Below are 19022 nucleotides of genomic sequence, written 5' to 3' on the forward strand. Positions count from 1 at the left end.
CCAACCAAGGTTGGCAACTACCTGGGCAGATCGACGTGCGGTTACTGCAGGACGAAGCGCTCGATCGCCTTGGCCACGCCTTCATCGGCGTTGGTCGCGGTCTCGAAACGCGCGGTCGCCTTCACCGCATCGATGGCATTGCCCATCGCCACGCTGGTACCGGCGTACTGCAGCATGGTCAGGTCGTTTTCCTGGTCGCCGATGGCCATCACGTTGGCGCGGTCGATGCCCAGGTGCTCGGCCAGCTTCTGCAGGCTCGGCCCCTTGCCGGCCTGGCGGTCGAATACTTCCAGGAAGAACGGCGCGCTCTTCAGCACCGCGAAACGCTCGGTCAATGCGGTTGGCAGGCGCGCGATGGCAGCGTCCAGCACCTCTGGTTCGTCGATCATCATCAGCTTGATGAAGGACATGCCCGGGTCCATGTCGGCCACGCGGCGGTACGACAGTGGCATGCGCGAAAGATGCGAGTCGGCCACGGTGTAGATGCTGATGTCCTGGTTGGGCGTGTACATGCGCTGCGCGTCCAGTGCCTGGAAATGTACGCCGATCTCGCGGGCGACCTGTTCGCAGTACACGAAGTCGTCGAAGCTGAGCGGGTACTCGACCACTGTCTCGCGCGGGCCGATGCGCTGCACCAGGCCACCGTTACAGGCGATGCAGTAGTCATCGTCGCCCTCGATGCCAAGTTCATGCAGGAACGGCGCCAGCCCCGGCACCGGACGGCCGCTGGTCAGCACGATGTGCACGCCCAGCGCGCGCGCCTCGGCGATGGCCTGTTTTACCCGCGGAGTAAGCTTGTGGGCGGGGTCCAGCAGGGTGCCATCCATATCGATGGCGACCAGTTCGATGGTCGATTGCCTGCGACCCATGTCCATCATCTTCAACCATTGCGGGGGACGCCCATTTTAGGCCAGGCTGCGGGGCACTGCCGGCCTCATGCCCGGTTCACCTCCGCGCCGCGCTGGCCGGAGATACTCATGGGGCCTGTGCGTCCCCCACCGCAGGACGGCCCTATCGACCGCCCTTCCCTGGACACTTCTTCGACGCATGACCTACCAAGCGCCTGACGCCACCGACACCGCCCCGCTTGCCCAGCAGATTGAAGACCTGATTGACGGGCTGCCCGGCGACCATATCCGCGTTGGCACTCTGCTGCATGCACTGGGCGACGAGGGCCTGATGCTCGTGGTGATCCTGCTGTCGGCGATCTTCCTGATTCCGGTGTCGATTCCCGGGCTGAGCACGGTATTCGGTGCGTCCATCCTGCTGATCGGCCTGAGCCGCGTGCGCGACCGTCCGTTGTGGGTGCCGCAGCGCTTGGCCGACAAACAGATCGCCACCGACAAGCTGAAGGCCAATCTGGGCCGTGCCCTGAAATGGGTGCACCGGATGGAGCGTCTGTCTCGGCCGATGCGGCTGGCAGCGATGGTGCGCTCGAAGAAGATGATGCGGTTGAACAATCTGGCGCTGGTGTTCGCCACGATCCTGCTGATGCTGCCGGCCGGGCCGATTCCCTTCAGCAACACGCTGCCGGCGCTGGCGTTGATGTCCTTTGCGATCGGCTTCATCCAGCGCGATGGCGCCGCGGTGGCGGCCGGCTACGGCTTCGTGGTGGCGTCGGTGGTGTACTTCGGCGTGCTGCTGGGCGGTGTGGGCTTTGCGGCCGAATCGGTGTTCAGTGGCTTCCGCAGCGGGTCGTCGGCGCTGTAGAGCCGAGCCCATGCTCGGCTGCTCTTCCATCTGGGCGTGGAAACTCCGCGCTGCGCACGTCAGCCGAGCATGGGCTCGGCTCTACAGAAAGCCTGCGAAGTGCGGACGGCCGGCTACTTCGCCGACACCCGCCACACCATGTCGCCCACATCGTCGGCGACCAGCAACGCGCCTTCGGCATCGATGGCCATGCCGACCGGCGCGCCCATCAGCGTCTTCTCATCCTTGGACGCGAACCCGCTCACCACCGCTTCCGGGCGGCCGGCCGGCTTGCCGTCCTTGAACGGCACGTACACCACTTCGTAGCCGCTCAACGGCGAGCGGTCCCAGCTGCCGTGCTCGCCGATGAAGGCACCGCCGTGGTACTTCGCCGGCAACGCCTGGCCGGTGTAGAACAGCAGGCCCAGCGGTGCCACGTGCGAGCCGATGGCGAAGTCCGGGCGGATCGCCTTGGCCACCAGGTCCGGCCGCTGCGGCTGCACGCGCTCGTCCACGTGCTGGCCGTAGTAGCTGTAGGGCCAGCCGTAGAACCCATGCTCCTGCACCGAGGTGAGGTAGTCCGGCACCAGGTCGGCACCGATCTCATCGCGCTCGTTCACCACTGCCCACAGCTTGCCGGTGCTCGGCTCCCAGTCCAGGCCGGTGGGATTGCGCAGGCCCGAGGCGTAGATGCGGCTGCCGCTGGTGGCCACGTCCACTTCCAGTACCACCGCACGGCGGTACTCGACGGCCAGGCCGTTCTCAGTGATGTTGCTGTTGGAGCCCACGCCCACGTACAGCTTGCTCCCATCGCGGCTGGCCAGCAGTTCCTTGGTCCAGTGGTGGTTGATGGTGCTTGGCAGGTCGGTGAACTCGCTGCCCTTGTCGGACATGCGGGTTTCGCCGGGCACGTAGTGGTACTTCATGATGTTGCCGGTGTTGGCCACATACAGCGTGTCACCGATCAGCTGGATGCCGAACGGCGAGTGCAGGTTCTCGATGTACACATGCTGGGTCCAGGCGTTGGTACCCGGCGTGCGCCGCAGCAGGGTGACCCGGTTGCCGCCCTTGCCGGCCTTGCCCGAGCGCGCCTTCACCTTGCCGGCGATCCACTGCTTGGGCGTGGTGACCGGCTCTTCGCCCGGGCCATTGCCTTCCACCACCAGCACATCGCCATTGGGCAGCGACAGCAGCCGGCGCGGATGCTGCAGGTTGGCGGCGATGCGTTCGATCTTCAGGCCATCGGCTACCGACGGTGACTGGCCCTCGGCCCAGCCCACGCCCTTGGGCACCTGCATCGGTGGCATCAGGTAGTTCTGCGGCGCAGGCAGCGGTGGCTGCGCACCGGATTGATCGGCCGGGTGGTACTCGGCTTTGCCGGCACAGGCGGCCAGCGCCAATGCCAGCGAGAGCACGCCCACGACGGGCAGGATGCGCTTAGCCATGACGGGCTCCTTGCAGCACCGGCTGCTGCAGCGAAAGCAGGATGAAACCGAGCGCGATCAGTGCCACCGTCAGCGCGGAAAGGAGGGTGCCCGGTACGGCCGCCGCATAGGCGTCGCGGCTGTGCACGAAGGCGTTCCAGATGGCCAGCACGATGGCGACCAGGTTGAGCAGGAAATCGAGGCGGTCGGTGCCGGTGGCGGTGCCGTTGCGGCGCCAGACCGCGAACAGGTTGATCAGGCGTGGCAGGATCGCGATCAGCAGGCCGAACGTGATCAGCCACGCCGCCGACTTGCCCCACATCACCTCGGCGGTGTTGAGGTAGAGGATGTCGAAGATGAGGCCGGCCACGAAGAAGCCGAACGGTATCGGGTTCAACAGGCTGAAGAGTGTAGTGCCGAGGCCGCGGTGGGCCTGGGCGACAGGGTTGACCATGGTCGTGCTCCGTACGGGGAAGGGCTGCACGGGTTGTAGTAGCACAGGGGGGTGGGAGGGGGTGCGATGACCTCGTAGATCCACACCATGCGTGGATGCCTGGTGCCAACCAAGGTTGGCAACTACCGAAGCTCAGGCTAGAGCGGCGCAGTCGTGATTACCAGGCGGCATAAGTGTTTGTGACGCAATTGGCACATCAGCACATTGCCGGCGTGAAGAGGTAGGGGGTTGTTCGTTGTGTCGCGTTTGGCTCGTTGCGATGGGGCAGATCCGCCCCGCCGTCCTGCCATGCCGATTCACAACAGAAGGATTCGTGTATGAAGCGACACACGCAACGCTCCGCGCCACCGCGCTCTGCGCGCCTGGCCCTGGCCACTGCCCTGGTACTGGGCAGCCTGGCCCTTACCGCCCAGGCGCAACAGGCCGACCCGCTGGCGGGTATCCAGTGGCATCTGCTCAATACCGGGCAGACGGTGCCGGCCGATACGCTGCCGGTGGCCGGCAACGATCTCAATGTCGATGGCCTGTTCCGCAATGGTATCCGTGGCCAGGGCGTGGTGATCGGCATTGTCGATGACGGCCTGCAGATCGCCCACCCGGACCTGGCCGGGAACGTGGCGGCGGTGGCCGGCAAGAACTTCGCCAATGGCTCCAACAACCCCACGCCTTCCAATCCCGATGCCGACAACCACGGCACGATGGTGGGCGGCATCGCCGGTGCCGTGGGCGCCAACAACCTGGGCGTGCGCGGCGTAGCCCCGGCGGCGACGCTGAAGGGCTTCAACGTGCTGGCGTCCAATGCGCAGGGCAACCAGCAGAGCAACATCGAATACGCCTGGTGGGATGGCGCAGAGTCGGCCGATGTGCAGGTGTTCAACAACAGCTGGGGCGCAGGCCCTGGCAACCCCAACCTGCCGGTTGCCTACAGCCAGAATACGGTGAGCTCGTACGAGCAGGCACTGTCGGGTACCCGCGGTGGCCGCGGCGGCATCTACGTGAAGTCGGCCGGCAACAACTTCAACAACGCCTCGATCAGCCAGACCCAGGACGTCTGCACCACCGATACCAAGAACCGCAACACGGGCTGCGTGCCGGCCGGCCGCGATCCGCGCAACAACCTGTTCAACGTGATCACCGTGGGTGCAGTGCGCGCCGACGGCGTGCGCTCGTCGTACTCGTCCACCGGTTCGGCACTGTGGGTGTCGGCCTTTGGCGGCGAGTATGGCCTGCAGGCGCAGTACGCGCCGAACCTGGTGGCACGTGCGTACGATCCGGCCATCGTCACCACCGACGTGACCGGCTGCACCCAGGGCAGCAACAAGAACACCAACCGCCAGAACACACTGGACAGCAACCTGTCGGCGATCGACAGCACCTGCAACTACACCGCGAAGATGAACGGTACGTCGGCGTCGGCGCCGATGGTATCGGGCGTGGCAGCACTGGTGCTGGAAGCGAATCCGAACCTGTCCTACCGCGATGTGAAGTACATCCTGGCCACCACCGCTACCCGCAATCACCCGAACCAGCCGGCAGTGACGCTGGCCGACGGTCGCACGCTGGTGCCGGGCTGGACGGTGAACGCTGCCAACCGCGCGTACAGCAACTGGTACGGCTTCGGTGTGGTCAACGCGGCGCGTGCGGTGCAGGTCGCCGAGACCTTCCAGTCGCTGGGGCCGCTGCTGGACACCGGCTGGCGCACCACCACGCGCACCGTTGCCATCGGCAACACCACCAACGCTGCCGCGCGGTTGACCTTCCAGGTGGCCAATGGCGCACGCAACATCGAGTCGGTGCAGCTGGGCTTCCGGGTCAACCACAGCAACACCCGCCAGCTGCAGTTCGTGCTGGTTTCGCCCAGTGGCACGCGCAGCGTGGTGCAACCGGCGTTCACCGCCATCGGCTCGGGTACAGGTGGCGTGCAGCGCAACTTCACCAACTGGGATCTGCTGTCCAGCAATGCCTTCCTGGATGAAAGCGCCACCGGCACCTGGACGCTGGAAGTAACCGACATGGGGCAGGCCGCGAACGCTGCATCGCGCGGCAACCTCGAATTCTTCAAGATCCGCGTTCTGGGGCACTGATGATGAAGACGACCATTCTGTTGAGCACGCTCGCCTTCGCGGCGATGACCTCCCCTGCCTGGGCACAGAGCTCGGGGCAGACCCCACCGGCCAGGAGCCTGTCCACCGTGGATGCGCAGGAACTGAAAGCCTCCGCCACCGGCCGATCGTTCGATGTGGGCGGCGCGCGTTTCCAGCTGTCTCCTTCGACCACCGTGAAGCAGGCCGCCGGCGGTCAGTTCACGATCACCCCGCAGGCGGCGGCGAGCACGACCGGCGCGCGCAGCAAGCGTTCGCTGGATGGTGCAGCAGCAGGCGGCGCTGATGCCGGTGCCGGCAAGTTCGCGGCGGCGGTATCCAATGATGGTGCGCCGGTGGTGGCGACCTCGCGGGTGAAGGTGTTCTTTACCGATGCGGCGTCTGCACAGCGCGCGGCGAAGGCCACTGGTGGCACCGTGGTGAAGGTCTCCAAGGCCGCAGGCCTGGCCATCGTGGAGTACCCGTCGGTGAACGCGGCGCTGGATGCGAGCACCCGGCTGCTGTCGACCGCGGGCGTCAAGGCGGCCGAGCCGGACGTGGTGCAGTGGGAAGAAACCAAGTAAGGCGTTGAGTGGTGCCCCGGCCGGTTGGCTCTCCTGGCCGGCCGGGGGATTGGCGCATGGGTGATCGTGTCGACCAAGGTCGACACCTACCAGAGCGAACATCGTGTCGACCAAGGTCGACACCTACCAGAGCGGGCATCACCCACCGGAGCGGGCATCACCCACCGGAGCGGACGCGTCGCTCAGCGGGCGGCGATGCTGGTGTTGTGCGGCAGTTTGCATGCGGCCAGTGCTTCGCTGCCGGCAGCCGGATGTTCCGGCTCCAGCAGCAACCGCTGCACGTCCGAGAACAGCTGTTCCACCGGCATGCCATAGGGTGCGAACAGGCGCAGGCGGCCCTGGCGGTCGAACACGTAGCCACCCGCGATGTGGCTCATCGTGTAGGTATCCGGCAGCTGCCCGGGCTCTTTCTCGTAGAACGCCTTGAAGTCACTGGCCATCGCCGAGAGCTGCGCTTCATCACCCACCAGCGCGATCGCCTTCGGATCGAACGCGTGCACGTAGGTGTGTGCGACTTCGGGTGTATCGCGCGCCGGGTCCACGCTGACGAACACCACCTGCAGCTGGTCGGCATCCTTGCCCATCAGGTGCTTGACCTGGCTCAGTTCGACCATGGTGGTCGGGCACACGTCGGGGCAGCTGGTGAAGCCGAAGAACAGGTAGGTCACCTGCCCCTGCAGGTCCTTCGGGCCACGCAGGGTGCCGGCGCTGTCGGGCATGGTCCAGTGCTGGCCCAGTTCCTCGCAGGCGATGTCCTTGGAATAGAAATCCATGCGCGACTGCGCGCTGCAGCCGGCCAGCAGGCCGAGTGCCAGGCCTGCGGCAAGCAGCGGCAGGCGAAGGGAACGAACAACGGAAGCAACACGCATCACGGGTACCACCAACACGAGGTGGGCGCGGTCTCGGTCAGGCCTGCCCTGGGGGGAGTGAGGGCTGAGGTGCCAGGGCGATCGCGCACTCCTTGCCGATCGCCCCGGCCACGGTCAGTTGATCATCATGTGGTAGTGCATGCTCCAGATGATCCAGATCGACAATGCGACCACGATGAACAGGATCACCAGGGTGAACACGAAGCTGGCGAGGTTCCAGCCACCTTCGGACTTGCGGTCCATGTGCAGGAAGTACACCAGCTGCACCAGGATCTGCGCGACGGCGAAGCCGACCAGCAGGAACAGCGTCACCGGCCGCGAGAGCACCGGGTTCATCACCAGAGCGAACGGCACCACCGTCAGCAGCGCGCACAGCACGAAGCCGATCAGGTAGGACTTGGTGGAACCGTGCGCATTGCCGGCGCGCGAGGTTTCGACGTGGGCCATGTCAGAAGGCTCCGATCAGGTAGACGAAGGTGAAGACGCAGATCCACACCAGGTCCAGGAAGTGCCAGAACAGGCTCAGGCAGGACACGCGGGTGATGTTGGTCGGGGTCAGGCCACGGCGATACACCTGGTGCATCACCACCGCCATCCAGATCAGGCCGCTGGCCACGTGCAGGCCGTGGGTGGCGACCAGGGCGAAGAACGCCGACAGGTAGGCACTGGTGCTGGGGCCGGCACCTTCATGGATCAGGTGCGAGAACTCGTACAGCTCCATGCCGATGAATGAGGCACCGAGCACGAAGGTCACGCCCAGCCAGCGCAGCACCGCGGCCTTGTCCAGGCGGTGCATGGCCAGCACGGCCTGGCCGTAGGTGATGCTGGACACCAGCAGGATGAAGGTCTCGGCCATCACGAACGGCAGCGAGAACAGCTCCTTGCCGGTGGGGCCGCCGGCGTAGGCGGTGCTGAGCACCGCGTACGAGGCGAACAGCGAGCCGAACAGCACCAGGTCGGACATGAGGTACACCCACATACCGAACACTTTCATGCCGCCCTGTTCGTGGGCATGGTCGTGCTCATGTTGGTCGTCGTGGACCAGCGCATCGCTGTCCAGCTGCGGACGGGTCAACAGGTTCATGCGCGTGCCTCCTGCAGCTTGGCGTGGTTGGCCGCTTCGGTACGCGCCACCTCCTCGGAGCTGACGTAGTAATCCACGTCCTCGTTGTAGGAGCGCGCGATCAGGGTGACGATCATCGCGATGAAGCTGGCACCGGCCATCCACCAGATGTGCCAGACCAGGGCGAAGCACAGCACCAGGATCCAGACGTTGAGGATCAACGGCACGCCGGTGTTCTTCGGCATGTGGATGGGTGCGTACTTCTTCGGCGGCGGCGGCAGGCCGCGCTTCTTCGCTTCGTGGAAGGCATCCAGCTCATCGGCCTTGGGCACCACGGCGAAGTTGTAGAACGGCGGCGGCGACGGCGTGGCCCATTCCAGCGTGCGTGCATTCCACGGGTCGCCGGTGAGGTCGAGGTTGCGCTTGCGGTCACGCACGCTGACGTAGATCTGCACCAGCATCAGGATGATGCCTGCGAACACGAACAGCGCACCAATGAACGCAGCGATCAGGTACGGCGTCCACGCCGGGTTGTCGTACTGGTTCATGCGTCGGGTCATACCCATGAAGCCGAGCATGTACAACGGCATGAAAGCCAGGTAGAAGCCGATCACCCAGCAGGCGAAGGACCACTTGCCCAGGCGCTCGTTGAGGGTGAAGCCGAACACCTTCGGGAACCAGTAGACGAAGCCGGCCAGGTAGCCGAACAGCGCGCCGCCGATGATGGTGTTGTGGAAGTGGGCCACCAGGAACAGGCTGTTGTGCAGCAGGAAGTCCGCGCCCGGGATGGCCAGCAGCACGCCGGTCATGCCACCGATGGTGAAGGTGACCAGGAAGGCGATGGTCCACAGCATCGGCACGCTGAACTCCACGCGGCCTCCGTACATGGTGAACAGCCAGGTGAAGATCTTCACGCCGGTGGGGATGGCGATGATCATCGTCATGATGCCGAAGAAGGCATTGACGCTGGCACCGGAACCCATGGTGAAGAAGTGGTGCAGCCACACGATGAAGGACAGGATACCGATCGCCAGGGTGGCGCCGACCATCGACTTGTAGCCGAACAGCTTCTTGCGCGAGAACGTGGCGGTCACTTCAGAGAAGATGCCGAACGCCGGCAGCACCAGGATGTACACCTCCGGGTGGCCCCAGGCCCACACCAGGTTCACGTACATCATCGGGTTGCCACCCAAGGTGTTGGTGTAGAAGTTGAAGTCCAGGTAGCGGTCCAGGGTGAGCGCACCCAGGGCCACGGTCAGGATCGGGAAGGCGGCGATGATGATCACGCTGGTGACCAGCACGGTCCAGGTGAACACCGGCATCTTCATCAACGTCATGCCCGGCGCACGCATGCGCAGGATGGTGATGAACAGGTTGACGCCGGTCAGCAACGTACCGATGCCGGACGCCTGCAACGCCCAGATGTAGTAATCGACACCCACGCCTGGACTGAACTCGATGCCCGACAGCGGCGGATAGGCGACCCAGCCGGTCATGGCGAATTCGCCAACGCCCAGCGAGATCATCATCAGCGCAGCGCCGACCACGAAGATCCAGAAGCTGAAGGCGTTGAGGAACGGGAACGCCATGTCGCGCGCGCCGATCTGCAGCGGCACGATGATGTTCATCAGGCCGACCACGAACGGGGTGGCCACGAAGAAGATCATGATCACGCCGTGCGCGGTGAAGATCTGATCGTAGTGCTCCGGTGGCAGGAAGCCATCACTGCCCGGCCCGGCCGCCGCCAGCTGTGCGCGCATCATCAACGCATCGGCGAAGCCGCGCACCAGCATGACCAGCGCGACGACCACGTACATGATGCCGATCTTCTTGTGGTCCACGGTGGTGAACCAGTCGCGCCACAGCACGCCCCACAGCTTGAAATACGTCACCGCGCCGAGCAGCGCGAGGCCACCCAGCACCATGGCCGCCAGCGTGACCACCACGATCGGCTCGTGCAGCGGCACGGCCTCCCACGTCAATTTACCCAACATGTTCGTTACTCCTGGGAAACCTGGGCACCGGCGGCCGTACCGGCCGGGGCCGCAGCAGCGGTGTTCTCACCGACGCCGATGAACTGGTCGATGACTTTCTTGAACAGCAGCGGTTCAACGCTGGAGAAGTGCTGCACCGGCGCATTCTTCGACGGTGCGGCGAGCGCCTTGAACTGTTCGAAGCTGAGCGCATCCGGCGCGCTGCGCACTTCGGCCACCCAGCGATCAAAGTCTTCGTTGCTGCTGGCGGTGGCCATGAACTTCATGTTCGAGAAGCCATGGCCGCTGTAGTTGCCGGACATGCCACGGAACTGGCCGGGCTCGTTGGCGATCAGGTGCAGCTGCGTGCGCATGCCGGCCATCGCGTAGATCTGCCCACCCAGCTGCGGGATGAAGAAGGTGTTCATCGTCGAGTTGGAGGTGATGTTGAACGCCAGCGCGCGGTTGGCCGGGAAGTTGAGCTGGTTGACCGTGGCGATGCCCAGGTCCGGGTACACGAACACCCACTTCCAGTCGGTGGCGATCACGTCCACGTGCAGCGGCTCGCCGGCCACGTCCAGCGGCTTGTACGGATCAAGCTCGTGGGTCGACTTCCACACGATGACTGCCAGCACCGCGATGATGATCAACGGCACGCCCCAGACCACCACTTCCACCTTGGTGGAGTGCGACCAGTCCGGCGTGTACTTCGCTTTGGTATTACCGGCGCGGAAGCGCCAGGCGAACACGAAGGTCAGCACGATGGCCGGCACGACGACGATCAGCATCAGGCCGATGCAGATCAGGATCAGGTCGCGTTGGGCGATCCCGACCATGCCTTTCGAATCCAGCAGCACCCAATCACAGCCCGTCAGGGCGATGCAGGCCAGGGCGACCAGCGCCAGGCGGATGCGGTTCCAGCAGATATTCATTGGAGGTCAACCCTGTTGAAGATGCGCGCTTGACCGGCTCGCCTGCGCGCAGCGCCCGGGCGTGGAGCGGCTACACTGTGGGTACGAGGTCGCCTACAAACAGGCGAGCCACTCCAATCAAGCCCATACAAGATACAGCATTGTATGGACTTGTGCATCTGCACGTATGGAAAAATCCGACCGATGACGCCTCCTGCTGCCGGCCGCCGCCTGAAACACCCCAACCGGACCTGGGTTCGCCCCTTCCGCGATGGCGCAGGACCGCTGTACCTGCAGATCGCCCAGCAGGTGCGCGAGGCGGTGGACGATGGCGTGCTGCGCCCGGGCGACCGCCTGCCACCGCAGCGCGATCTGGCCCAGCAGGTGGGCGTGGACCTGACCACGGTCACCCGCGCCTTCGCCGAACTGCGCCAGGCCGGGCTGCTGGATGCACAGGGGGCCGGCGGCACCTTCATCGCGATGTCCGCCGGCAACCGCAGCACCTCGGTCGACCTGAGCATGAACATCCCGCCGCTGCTGGGCAGCGCGCCGTTCGCGCAGGGCATGGAGGCCGGTTTCCAGCACCTGGGCCAGCAGCTGGGCCAGGGCGAGCTGATGAGCTACCACGTCGGCGCCGGCAGCCGCGACGACCGTGCTGCGGCCGTGCAATGGCTGGCGCCGATCCTCGGCCCGGTGGGCGCCGAGCGGGTGGTGATCTGCCCCGGTGCGCAGACCGCGCTGTGCGCGCTGATCCTGGCCCGCACCCAGCCGGGCGAACTGATCGCCGCCGAACAGCTGACCTACCCGGGCCTGCTGGCCGCCGCGCGGGTGCTGCAGCGGGGCGTGGTGCCGGTGGCGATGGACGCCGAGGGCATGCTGCCCGATGCCTTGGAAGAGGCCTGCCAGCTGCGTCGGCCGCGCCTGCTGTATCTGGTGCCGACCATCCAGAACCCGACCACGGCGACGATGTCGGCACAGCGCCGGCAGGCCCTGCTGGCGGTGGCGCGGCGGCACGAACTGACCGTGGTCGAGGACGATCCCTACTGGCTGCTGGCCGGCGATGCCGCCCCGCCACTGGCGGCGCTGGCCGACGGGGGCTGCCCGGTCTATTACATCTCCACCCTGTCCAAGTGCCTGGCCCCCGGCCTGCGCACGGCCTACCTGGTGGTGCCGGCCGGGCAGCCGATGGAGCCGGTGCTGGACGCCCTGCGCGCGATCGCGCTGATGCCCACCCAGTCGATGGTGGCCGTGGCCTCGCACTGGATCCGCACCGGCCAGGCGCAGGCGATGGTGCAGCGCTTCCAGCAGGAACTGCGCGAGCGCCAGGCCATCGCCGCCCGCTACCTGCCCGCCCGCCGCCAGGCCCATCCGGCCGGCCTGCATGTGTGGCTGCCCTTGCCGCCGCGGCTGGACCAGTACCGCTTGATCCAGGCCGCGCAGGAACAGGGCCTGGGCATCGCCAGCTCCGACGCCTTCAGCGTGGAGGAACCGCCACCGGGCAATGCCATCCGCCTGTCGCTGGGCGGTGCCGTGGACCAGGAGGCCTTGGCCGGCGCGCTGGCCAAGCTGAACGAGATTCTGTCCGAGGCACCCGACGCGCGGCATTCGGCGATCGTCTGAGCCCCCCTGTGAGCCATAACCATACAAGATGATATCTTGTATGCACTGTATGGACCGAGGGACGTGCCGCCGATGGCCGCCGACAAACTGAAGTTCCACCTGGTGATGGCCGGCTGCGGCGGCTTCGTCGTGCTGATGCTGGCTGCCCTGGCCTGGGTCTGCCTGCAACCGCAGACCGTGGATGTGCAGGCCGCCGAGCGCCACGCCATCGAACAGTGCCTGCAACGCAGCGAGGACGCGGCGCGCAGCGAGATCCAGCGCCGCGCCCAGGCCGATTCGTGCCGCGAGATGCGCAAGCAGTACGTGCACAAGTTCGGCGAGGACGACTCCTGATGGGCGCAGCCGCGCCGCGTCCACGCCGTTCGATGCTGCCGGTGATGATCGCCCTCGCCTGCCTGTTCATGGCCGGCGTGGCGGCGGCACTGTGGCAGTACTTCGGCTATGGCGAGCAGTCCACGTTCGCCGAACAGGCCATCGTCTTCGATGACTCGCAGCTGCGGTTGCCGGCGGAACTGGCCGGCGACACCGGCCGCATCCGCGTGGTGCATTTCTGGGACCCGGCCTGCGGCGTGTGCAACCGCGAAACCGGTGCGCACCTCAGCTACCTGATCAGCATGTACCGCCGCGCCGGTATCGACTTCTATGCGATCCGTCGCCCCGGCACCCAAGGTGAACTACCCGAGCCGCTGCGCAACAAGGTGATCACCCTGCCGACCATCGACGGCATCGAGAACATTCCGGCCAGCCCGGCGGTGGCGATCTGGGACCGCCAGGGCCACCTGGCCTATGCCGGCCCGTACAGCATCGGCATGGTCTGCAATTCGGCCAACAGCTTTGTCGAACCGTTGCTGGACAAACTGGTGCGCGGGGAAACCGTGCGCCCGAAAGGACTGCTTGCCGTGGGCTGCTACTGCCCGTGGCAGGCCAAGCGCTGAGGACGCGCGATGACATCACCGATGCTGGCCGGCGCAGCCGCCACAAACAACAACGGCGGTCACCTGTCCGAACCGACCGATGGTTATGGACAGGCTCCCGCCGTTGGAAGCAACGATACGCCCCGACATCCTCCGTACATGCCGCGACCCGATGTCGCAGGGCCTGGCGTCGCAGGGCTGGGCTGGGTGCAGGACGTGCATGTGCACAGCGGCCCGATCTACCTGCGCATCGTCAACACGCTGGAACGCACCATCAATCGCGGCGGCCTGGCGCCCGGGCAACGGCTGCCCTCGCAGCGCGCGTTGGCGCAGCAGCTGGGCGTGGACCTGACCACGGTAACCCGTGCGTTCGATGAAGCACGCAAGCGTGGACTGATCGAAGCACGTGGGCCACAGGGCAGCTTCATCGCACCGCCCAAGGCCGGTTTTGATCAGGCCGTCGATCTCAGCATGAACGTGCCGCCGGTACCCGACGCCGATGCACTGGCGGACATGCTGCGTCGAGGCGCAGCGGCGGTGCTCGCGCGCAGCAATGCGCCGAACCTGATGACCTATCACGTGGGTGGTGGCAATCCGACCGACCGCCACGCGGCGGCGCGCTGGCTGCAGCCGATGCTGGGCACGGTGGACGACGCACGCCTGCTGCTGACCGAGGGCGCGCAGGTGGCGCTGGCGGCGATCCTGGTCAGCCAGGGGCGCGAGGGCGATGCGATCCTCTGCGACCGCTTGGTGTATCCGGGCCTGCTGCAGGCGGCCGCGGCACTGGGGCGGCGGCTGGTCACGGTGGAGGGCGACGAACAGGGCATGTGCCCGGAGGCGCTGGCACGCCAGGCGCGGGAGTGTGGCGCGCGCCTGGTCTATCTCAACCCCACCTGCCAGAACCCGACGGCGCTGACCGTGCCCACCTCGCGGCGCGAGGCGCTGGCGCGGGTGCTGGAGCGCGAAGGCCTGCTGGCAATCGAGGACGACCCGTACTGGCATCTGGCCGTCACCGCGCCCATTGCGCTGGCGACGCTGGCACCTCGACATGTGTTCCATGTAGCCACCCTGTCCAAGGTGATCAGCCCCGGCCTGCGTACCGCGTTCGTGCAATGCCCAAGCGCCGCCCACGCCGAGGCGATGGCTGCCGCACTGCGTGCCACGCGGTTGATGGGCCATCCGCTGGTATCCGCGCTGGCCAGCCAGCTGCTGCTGGATGGTTCGGCGCAGGCGCTGCTGGTGCAGGTGCGCGAGGAAGCACGCGAGCGCACGCGGATGGCACGGTATCTGCTGGCGCCTTCATTGCTGGAGCGCGCCGATGGGCTGCATGCGTGGTGCCGGGTGCCCGCACCCTGGACCGATGCCACGCTGGTGCGTACGGCACAGCTGCAGGGCCTGGCGATCGCACCTTCATCGGCATTCTGTCCGCCGGGCGCAGCGTTCGCGAGTGGGGTGCGGCTGTCGTTGGGATTGGCTGCGGACCGGCGTCAACTGGAGAACGCGCTGCGGCGGATCGATCGGTTGTTGTTGTCCGATGCGTTGCCGGCGATTGAGCGGTAGGCGGAAAACATCCACGCATGGCGTGGATCTGCTCGACCTGTTTCGGTATTCGGTAGATGCCAACCTTGGTTGGCAATGCCCGTTCATGCCATGCGTGGATGCGGTGCCAACCAAGGTTGGCATCTACCAACGCGGTGGGCGTTCAGGCCAGCGCCGCCAGCGCCTGCACCAGCGCATCGATCTGCGCGGGGCGGGTGAACACCGATGGCGTCACCCGCACGCAGGCACCGGAGTCCAGACCATCGCGATGCGTGGTGAATATCCGGTGCTCATCCAGCAGCCGTTTCTGCAGCGCCACGTTGTCTTCCACCGAGGTATGGCCGCGCAGGCGGAAGCTGGCCAATGCACTGGCCAACGCCGCATCCGGCGACGACAGCACCTCGATATGCGCCATCTGCCGCGCTGGCACCGTCCACCGCTCGCGCAGATAGCGCAGGCGCGCCTGCTTGTTGGCTGCTCCGATGCGCTGGTGCAAGGCGATGGCCTCGGGCAGCGCCAGATAGGCAGCGAAGTTGACCGTGCCGGTGTGCACGCGGCTACCCACGCGACCGTCGTCGGTCTCGCCCATGTAAGGATCCAGGTCGGCCACGCGCCCCTTGCGTACGTACATCGCACCCACGCCCACCGGTGCGCCGATCCACTTGTGCAGGTTGATGCCAACGAAATCGGCCTTCAACTGCGGTACCACGTAGTCGATCTGGCCGAATCCATGTGCGGCATCGACAATCACATCGATGCCGCGCGCATGCGCACGCTCGGCGATCTCCGCTACCGGCAGCACCAGCCCATGGCGGTGACTGACCTGGGTCAGCAACACCAGTTTCAGGCGTGGCAGGCGCGCGAACGCCGCGTCGTAGGCCTGCAGGATCTGTTCGCGATCGGGAACGACCGGCAATGCGATGCGCTCGACCTGAACGCCACGGCGCTGCTGCAGCCAACGCATGGCGTTGATCATGCTGTCGTAGTCGATATCGGCGTACAGCACCTGGTCGCCGGGCTGCAGGCGGTTGTAGCCGCCGATCAGCGCCAGCATCGCTTCGGTGGCGCCGCGGGTCAGTGCGATCTCGTCCGCGCCAACACCGAGCATGTCGGCCACCTGCCGGTGCACGGCCATGTACTGCGCCGGGAATGCATGGCGGCCGTACCAGGCGTTGCCGCGATTCACTTCGGCGGTGTGCCGCTGGTAGCTGGCCAGGGTCTCCCGGCCCATCGCGCCCCAGTAGCCATTCTCCAGGTGGTTCACTTCATCGGTGATGTCGAAATGGCTGGCGACGGCGGACCAGTACGACTCGTCACGGGCCAGCACGTCCGGCGTCGTGGAAGGTGCGGGAATGTCCATCGGCACAGCGTAGCGCGCGGCTGCCGGGGCAGCCAGCGCGGCCAGCGCCGCACTGGCCGGCAGCAGCGCACCCGCGCGCAGCAGGGAACGACGGCGGCTGTCCATCAGAAGGTCAGCCGGTACTGCGCGTACACATTGGCGCCGTCGGTGTCATACGGGGCGTTGCGCGAATAGATCAGGCCGCGGCTGGCCTGGAACGTGGCTTCATCCGGGTAACGATCAAACACGTTGTCGGCACCCACGCGCAGGCTGTGGTGTTCGTTGATGCGATAGCCCACCGCGAGGTCGAGGAAGGTCATCGCACCGAACTGCTGGTAGATGTCGCCCGTAGCGTTGCCGGTGGAATCGGTCCACTTGCCGTAGTAGCGCACGCGCGCCATCAACGACCACGCGCCGACGTCCCAGCTGCCGGTGAAGCTACCCTTATGCTCGGGCAGGCGGTCTTCGAACAGCACGCGCTGGGTCTCGTTGGTCGCCACCGAGGTGCTGCCGTTGTCGACGCGGGTCTGGTTGTAGTTGTAGGCCAGGATCAGCGTCATGCGCCCGGCGCCGAGATCGCGCAGGTAGTTGCCGACCACGTCCACGCCGGTGGTGGTGGTGTCGAAATCGTTGGTGAAGTAGTTCACCGAGGTATAGCCCAGCGGGTTGGGCGTGCCGGCCGGAATGGCGAAGCTGGCCGACTGGCTGAAGCGGTCGCTGAGCGTGATCCGGTAGACATCCACCGAACCGGACAGGCCAATGTCCGTGCGCCAGGCCAGCCCCAGCGAGGCGGTGCGCGATTCTTCCGGGGTGAGCGGCTTGGCACCGAGCAGCTGCGCCAACGGATCGGTCGGCGACAGGCGGCCGCTGGTGAAGATCTGCAGCGTGCGCGTGTCCAGGCCCTGGGTGGTGCTGGTGGTGTTGAGCTGGGCCGGGGTGGGCGCGCGGAAGCCGGTGGACAGGGTGCCACGCAGGGCCACGTCCGGGGTGATCGCAAAGCGCGCCGACAGCTTGCCGTCCACCGTGCTGCCGAAGCTGGAGAAGTCTTCATAGCGACCGGCCGCGCCGATGCTCCAGCGTTCGCCCAGCGGCACTTCCATGTCCACGTAGGCGGCCTTGCTGCGCTGGCTCCACTGCCCGGCCTGGCTGGCCGAAAAACCCGGCGCGCCGTTGGAATTCGCTTCCAGACCCGCCGCCGCACCACGGCCCACCGCATACGAGGCAGGGTCACCGGCGCGCACCTGGTAGGTCTCCTGGCGGAACTCGGCACCGAAGGCGACGTTGATCGGCTTGGACAGCGCAGCCACGTCCCATTCGTAGTTGAAGTCCGCATTGGCGTTCTTCTCGGTCTGGGTCAGCCGGCCGAGGTCGAAGGAGGTCGGGCTGTCCGGGCCCAGCGATGCGTTGATCGAGTTGTCCAGGCTGTAGTCGATGGCATTGCGGCCATACGAGGCGCTCAGGTCCCAGCGCAGCTTGGGGGTGATTTCACCGCGCAGGCCCGCGACCAGCTGCAGGTCGTTCTGCGTGTTGCCGTACTGCGGGCTGAAGCCCACCGGGTAGATCGAACGCAGGTTCCAGCCGGGGAAGATGTTGGTGGTGCGATAGGCGCCGGTGGTGGTATCCGGGTTGCGCCAGTTGAAATCGCTGACACCGTCGCTGTGGCTGTACAGGCCGAAGGCATACAGCTCCAGGGTGTCGCTGGCATTGGCCTTCAGGTTGAAGCCCACGCGGCGGCTTTCCAGCTCCGGCTGGCCCCAGCGCTGCACCGGGTTGGGCACGTCCAGCTCTGGATGCGCGGCCTGGAAGGCGATGGCGTCGGGACGCTGGCGGGTGCGCGAGGTCGCATCGGAGTTGGATGATTCGGCGAACAGGGCCAGGCTGCCGTAGTCCCCCAGCGCCCAGCCGGTGCGTGCACTGAAGTCACGCGAGGCGCCATCGCCCTGCGCGTACTGCGAATAACCGGCGGTGATCTCGGTGCCCGGGCTGTCTTCCAGGATGATGTTGATGACGCCGGCAATGGCATCCGAACCGTACTGCGCCGACGCACCATCGCGCAGTACTTCGATGCGCTTGATGGCACTGGTCGGGATCTGCGCCAGGTCGGCGGCCTGTGCTCCGCGGTTGCCAAGCAAGGCACTGCGATGGAAGCGGCGGCCGTTGACCAGCACCAGCGTCTGGTCCGGCGACAGGCCGCGCAGCGTGGCCGGGCGCACGAACACCTGGCCATCGGCCATCGGCAGGCGCTGCACCACGAACGACGGCACCAGCTGCGCCAGCACGTCCTTCAGATCGGTGGAGTCGACCGACTGGATGTCCTGCTTGGTGAACACGTCCACCGGCGCCAGGGTTTCAAACTGGGTGCGGTTGGAGGCACGGGTACCGGTAACCAGCATCGCGTCAAGCTGGGTGGGTGCGGCGTGGCTGCCACTGCTGCTGGTGTCTGCCGTTCCGGCATCTGCTGCGATCGCGCCTCCTGCGCTGACCAGACCAATGGCGAGGAGGATGGAACGCGACAGCTTCGAACGATGCACGGCAGGACTCCGGGAAGGCACGACAGGGCCA

The 19022-nt window shown here is 66.2% G+C and carries 17 protein-coding genes; 7 read left to right on the forward strand and 10 right to left on the reverse strand.

The window, feature by feature from the left end:
- Positions 1-41: 41 nt before the first annotated feature.
- Positions 42-875 carry a sugar-phosphatase gene (gene yidA, locus QP457_RS20165; protein WP_180165142.1) on the reverse strand — a complete coding sequence of 278 codons (834 nt, stop codon included), beginning with the start codon at positions 873-875 and terminating at the stop codon, positions 42-44.
- 172 nt (positions 876-1047) lie between these two features.
- On the opposite strand from yidA, the gene QP457_RS20170 reads away from it, so the two are divergent.
- Complete coding sequence (locus tag QP457_RS20170; protein ID WP_025877405.1) at positions 1048-1710, forward strand: exopolysaccharide biosynthesis protein; 663 nt, start codon at positions 1048-1050, stop codon at positions 1708-1710.
- A 113-nt stretch (positions 1711-1823) separates the two neighbouring features.
- Here the strand turns inward: QP457_RS20170 and QP457_RS20175 are convergent, their stop codons facing one another.
- On the reverse strand, positions 1824-3134 hold the full coding sequence (locus QP457_RS20175) for a sorbosone dehydrogenase family protein (protein WP_205405251.1): 1311 nt from the start codon (positions 3132-3134) through the stop codon (positions 1824-1826).
- Positions 3127-3567 carry a DUF2231 domain-containing protein gene (locus QP457_RS20180; protein WP_089237509.1) on the reverse strand — a complete coding sequence of 147 codons (441 nt, stop codon included), beginning with the start codon at positions 3565-3567 and terminating at the stop codon, positions 3127-3129. The genes QP457_RS20175 and QP457_RS20180 overlap by 8 nt, the downstream gene beginning before the upstream one ends.
- Before the next feature lie 317 nt (positions 3568-3884).
- On the opposite strand from QP457_RS20180, the gene QP457_RS20185 reads away from it, so the two are divergent.
- Together QP457_RS20185 and QP457_RS20190 are read left to right on the forward strand one after the other, a co-directional pair.
- Positions 3885-5651 carry a S8 family serine peptidase gene (locus QP457_RS20185; protein WP_205405252.1) on the forward strand — a complete coding sequence of 589 codons (1767 nt, stop codon included), beginning with the start codon at positions 3885-3887 and terminating at the stop codon, positions 5649-5651.
- Positions 5651-6232: a DNA breaking-rejoining protein gene (locus QP457_RS20190; RefSeq protein WP_205405253.1), complete on the forward strand. Its 582-nt coding sequence runs from the start codon at positions 5651-5653 to the stop codon at positions 6230-6232. The genes QP457_RS20185 and QP457_RS20190 overlap by 1 nt, the downstream gene beginning before the upstream one ends.
- A gap of 182 nt (positions 6233-6414) precedes the next feature.
- Here QP457_RS20190 and QP457_RS20195 read toward each other — a convergent pair whose 3' ends face one another.
- The 5 genes from QP457_RS20195 to cyoA form a co-directional block, all read right to left on the reverse strand.
- Positions 6415-7101, reverse strand: coding sequence for an SCO family protein (locus QP457_RS20195; RefSeq protein WP_180165138.1), 687 nt, complete (start codon positions 7099-7101; stop codon positions 6415-6417).
- A gap of 114 nt (positions 7102-7215) precedes the next feature.
- A complete protein-coding gene (gene cyoD / locus QP457_RS20200) occupies positions 7216-7548 on the reverse strand; it encodes a cytochrome o ubiquinol oxidase subunit IV (RefSeq protein WP_025877422.1) in 333 nt (110 codons plus the stop codon).
- Between the two features lies 1 nt (position 7549).
- Positions 7550-8185: a cytochrome o ubiquinol oxidase subunit III gene (gene cyoC / locus QP457_RS20205; RefSeq protein ID WP_205405254.1), complete on the reverse strand. Its 636-nt coding sequence runs from the start codon at positions 8183-8185 to the stop codon at positions 7550-7552.
- On the reverse strand, positions 8182-10158 hold the full coding sequence (cyoB, locus tag QP457_RS20210; protein ID WP_191077671.1) for a cytochrome o ubiquinol oxidase subunit I: 1977 nt from the start codon (positions 10156-10158) through the stop codon (positions 8182-8184). The genes cyoC and cyoB overlap by 4 nt, the downstream gene beginning before the upstream one ends.
- 5 nt (positions 10159-10163) lie before the next feature.
- Complete coding sequence (gene cyoA, locus QP457_RS20215; protein ID WP_205405255.1) at positions 10164-11069, reverse strand: ubiquinol oxidase subunit II; 906 nt, start codon at positions 11067-11069, stop codon at positions 10164-10166.
- A gap of 183 nt (positions 11070-11252) precedes the next feature.
- On the opposite strand from cyoA, the gene QP457_RS20220 reads away from it, so the two are divergent.
- From QP457_RS20220 to QP457_RS20235, 4 genes are all read left to right on the forward strand, one after another.
- Positions 11253-12668 (forward strand): PLP-dependent aminotransferase family protein, encoded by a 1416-nt coding sequence (locus QP457_RS20220; RefSeq protein ID WP_180165133.1) that lies wholly within the window; start codon positions 11253-11255, stop codon positions 12666-12668.
- 72 nt (positions 12669-12740) lie between these two features.
- A complete protein-coding gene (locus QP457_RS20225) occupies positions 12741-13001 on the forward strand; it encodes a hypothetical protein (RefSeq protein WP_205405256.1) in 261 nt (86 codons plus the stop codon).
- A complete protein-coding gene (locus tag QP457_RS20230; protein ID WP_100462102.1) occupies positions 13001-13603 on the forward strand; it encodes a DUF6436 domain-containing protein in 603 nt (200 codons plus the stop codon). Before QP457_RS20225 ends, QP457_RS20230 begins: the two co-directional genes overlap by 1 nt.
- A gap of 9 nt (positions 13604-13612) precedes the next feature.
- On the forward strand, positions 13613-15142 hold the full coding sequence (locus QP457_RS20235) for a PLP-dependent aminotransferase family protein (RefSeq protein ID WP_205405257.1): 1530 nt from the start codon (positions 13613-13615) through the stop codon (positions 15140-15142).
- Positions 15143-15284: 142 nt separating this feature from the next.
- Here the strand turns inward: QP457_RS20235 and QP457_RS20240 are convergent, their stop codons facing one another.
- Together QP457_RS20240 and QP457_RS20245 are read right to left on the reverse strand one after the other, a co-directional pair.
- A complete protein-coding gene (locus tag QP457_RS20240; protein WP_205405258.1) occupies positions 15285-16586 on the reverse strand; it encodes an aminotransferase class V-fold PLP-dependent enzyme in 1302 nt (433 codons plus the stop codon).
- Positions 16586-18991, reverse strand: coding sequence for a TonB-dependent receptor (locus QP457_RS20245; RefSeq protein WP_205405259.1), 2406 nt, complete (start codon positions 18989-18991; stop codon positions 16586-16588). Before QP457_RS20245 ends, QP457_RS20240 begins: the two co-directional genes overlap by 1 nt.
- Positions 18992-19022: the final 31 nt, after the last annotated feature.

It is taken from the genome of Stenotrophomonas sp. As-7 (assembly GCF_030291015.1).
Taxonomy (GTDB): domain Bacteria; phylum Pseudomonadota; class Gammaproteobacteria; order Xanthomonadales; family Xanthomonadaceae; genus Stenotrophomonas; species Stenotrophomonas lactitubi.

Bases quoted from the DNA above. Each gene is read 5' to 3' on its own strand.
- yidA (WP_180165142.1), bottom strand. From the start codon at position 875: ATGGACATGGGTCGCAGGCAATCGACCATCGAACTGGTCGCCATCGAT.
- QP457_RS20170 (WP_025877405.1), top strand. From the start codon at position 1,048: ATGACCTACCAAGCGCCTGACGCCACCGACACCGCCCCGCTTGCCCAG.
- QP457_RS20175 (WP_205405251.1), bottom strand. From the start codon at position 3,134: ATGGCTAAGCGCATCCTGCCCGTCGTGGGCGTGCTCTCGCTGGCATTG.
- QP457_RS20180 (WP_089237509.1), bottom strand. From the start codon at position 3,567: ATGGTCAACCCTGTCGCCCAGGCCCACCGCGGCCTCGGCACTACACTC.
- QP457_RS20185 (WP_205405252.1), top strand. From the start codon at position 3,885: ATGAAGCGACACACGCAACGCTCCGCGCCACCGCGCTCTGCGCGCCTG.
- QP457_RS20190 (WP_205405253.1), top strand. From the start codon at position 5,651: ATGATGAAGACGACCATTCTGTTGAGCACGCTCGCCTTCGCGGCGATG.
- QP457_RS20195 (WP_180165138.1), bottom strand. From the start codon at position 7,101: ATGCGTGTTGCTTCCGTTGTTCGTTCCCTTCGCCTGCCGCTGCTTGCC.
- cyoD (WP_025877422.1), bottom strand. From the start codon at position 7,548: ATGGCCCACGTCGAAACCTCGCGCGCCGGCAATGCGCACGGTTCCACC.
- cyoC (WP_205405254.1), bottom strand. From the start codon at position 8,185: ATGAACCTGTTGACCCGTCCGCAGCTGGACAGCGATGCGCTGGTCCAC.
- cyoB (WP_191077671.1), bottom strand. From the start codon at position 10,158: ATGTTGGGTAAATTGACGTGGGAGGCCGTGCCGCTGCACGAGCCGATC.
- cyoA (WP_205405255.1), bottom strand. From the start codon at position 11,069: ATGAATATCTGCTGGAACCGCATCCGCCTGGCGCTGGTCGCCCTGGCC.
- QP457_RS20220 (WP_180165133.1), top strand. From the start codon at position 11,253: ATGACGCCTCCTGCTGCCGGCCGCCGCCTGAAACACCCCAACCGGACC.
- QP457_RS20225 (WP_205405256.1), top strand. From the start codon at position 12,741: ATGGCCGCCGACAAACTGAAGTTCCACCTGGTGATGGCCGGCTGCGGC.
- QP457_RS20230 (WP_100462102.1), top strand. From the start codon at position 13,001: ATGGGCGCAGCCGCGCCGCGTCCACGCCGTTCGATGCTGCCGGTGATG.
- QP457_RS20235 (WP_205405257.1), top strand. From the start codon at position 13,613: ATGACATCACCGATGCTGGCCGGCGCAGCCGCCACAAACAACAACGGC.
- QP457_RS20240 (WP_205405258.1), bottom strand. From the start codon at position 16,586: ATGGACAGCCGCCGTCGTTCCCTGCTGCGCGCGGGTGCGCTGCTGCCG.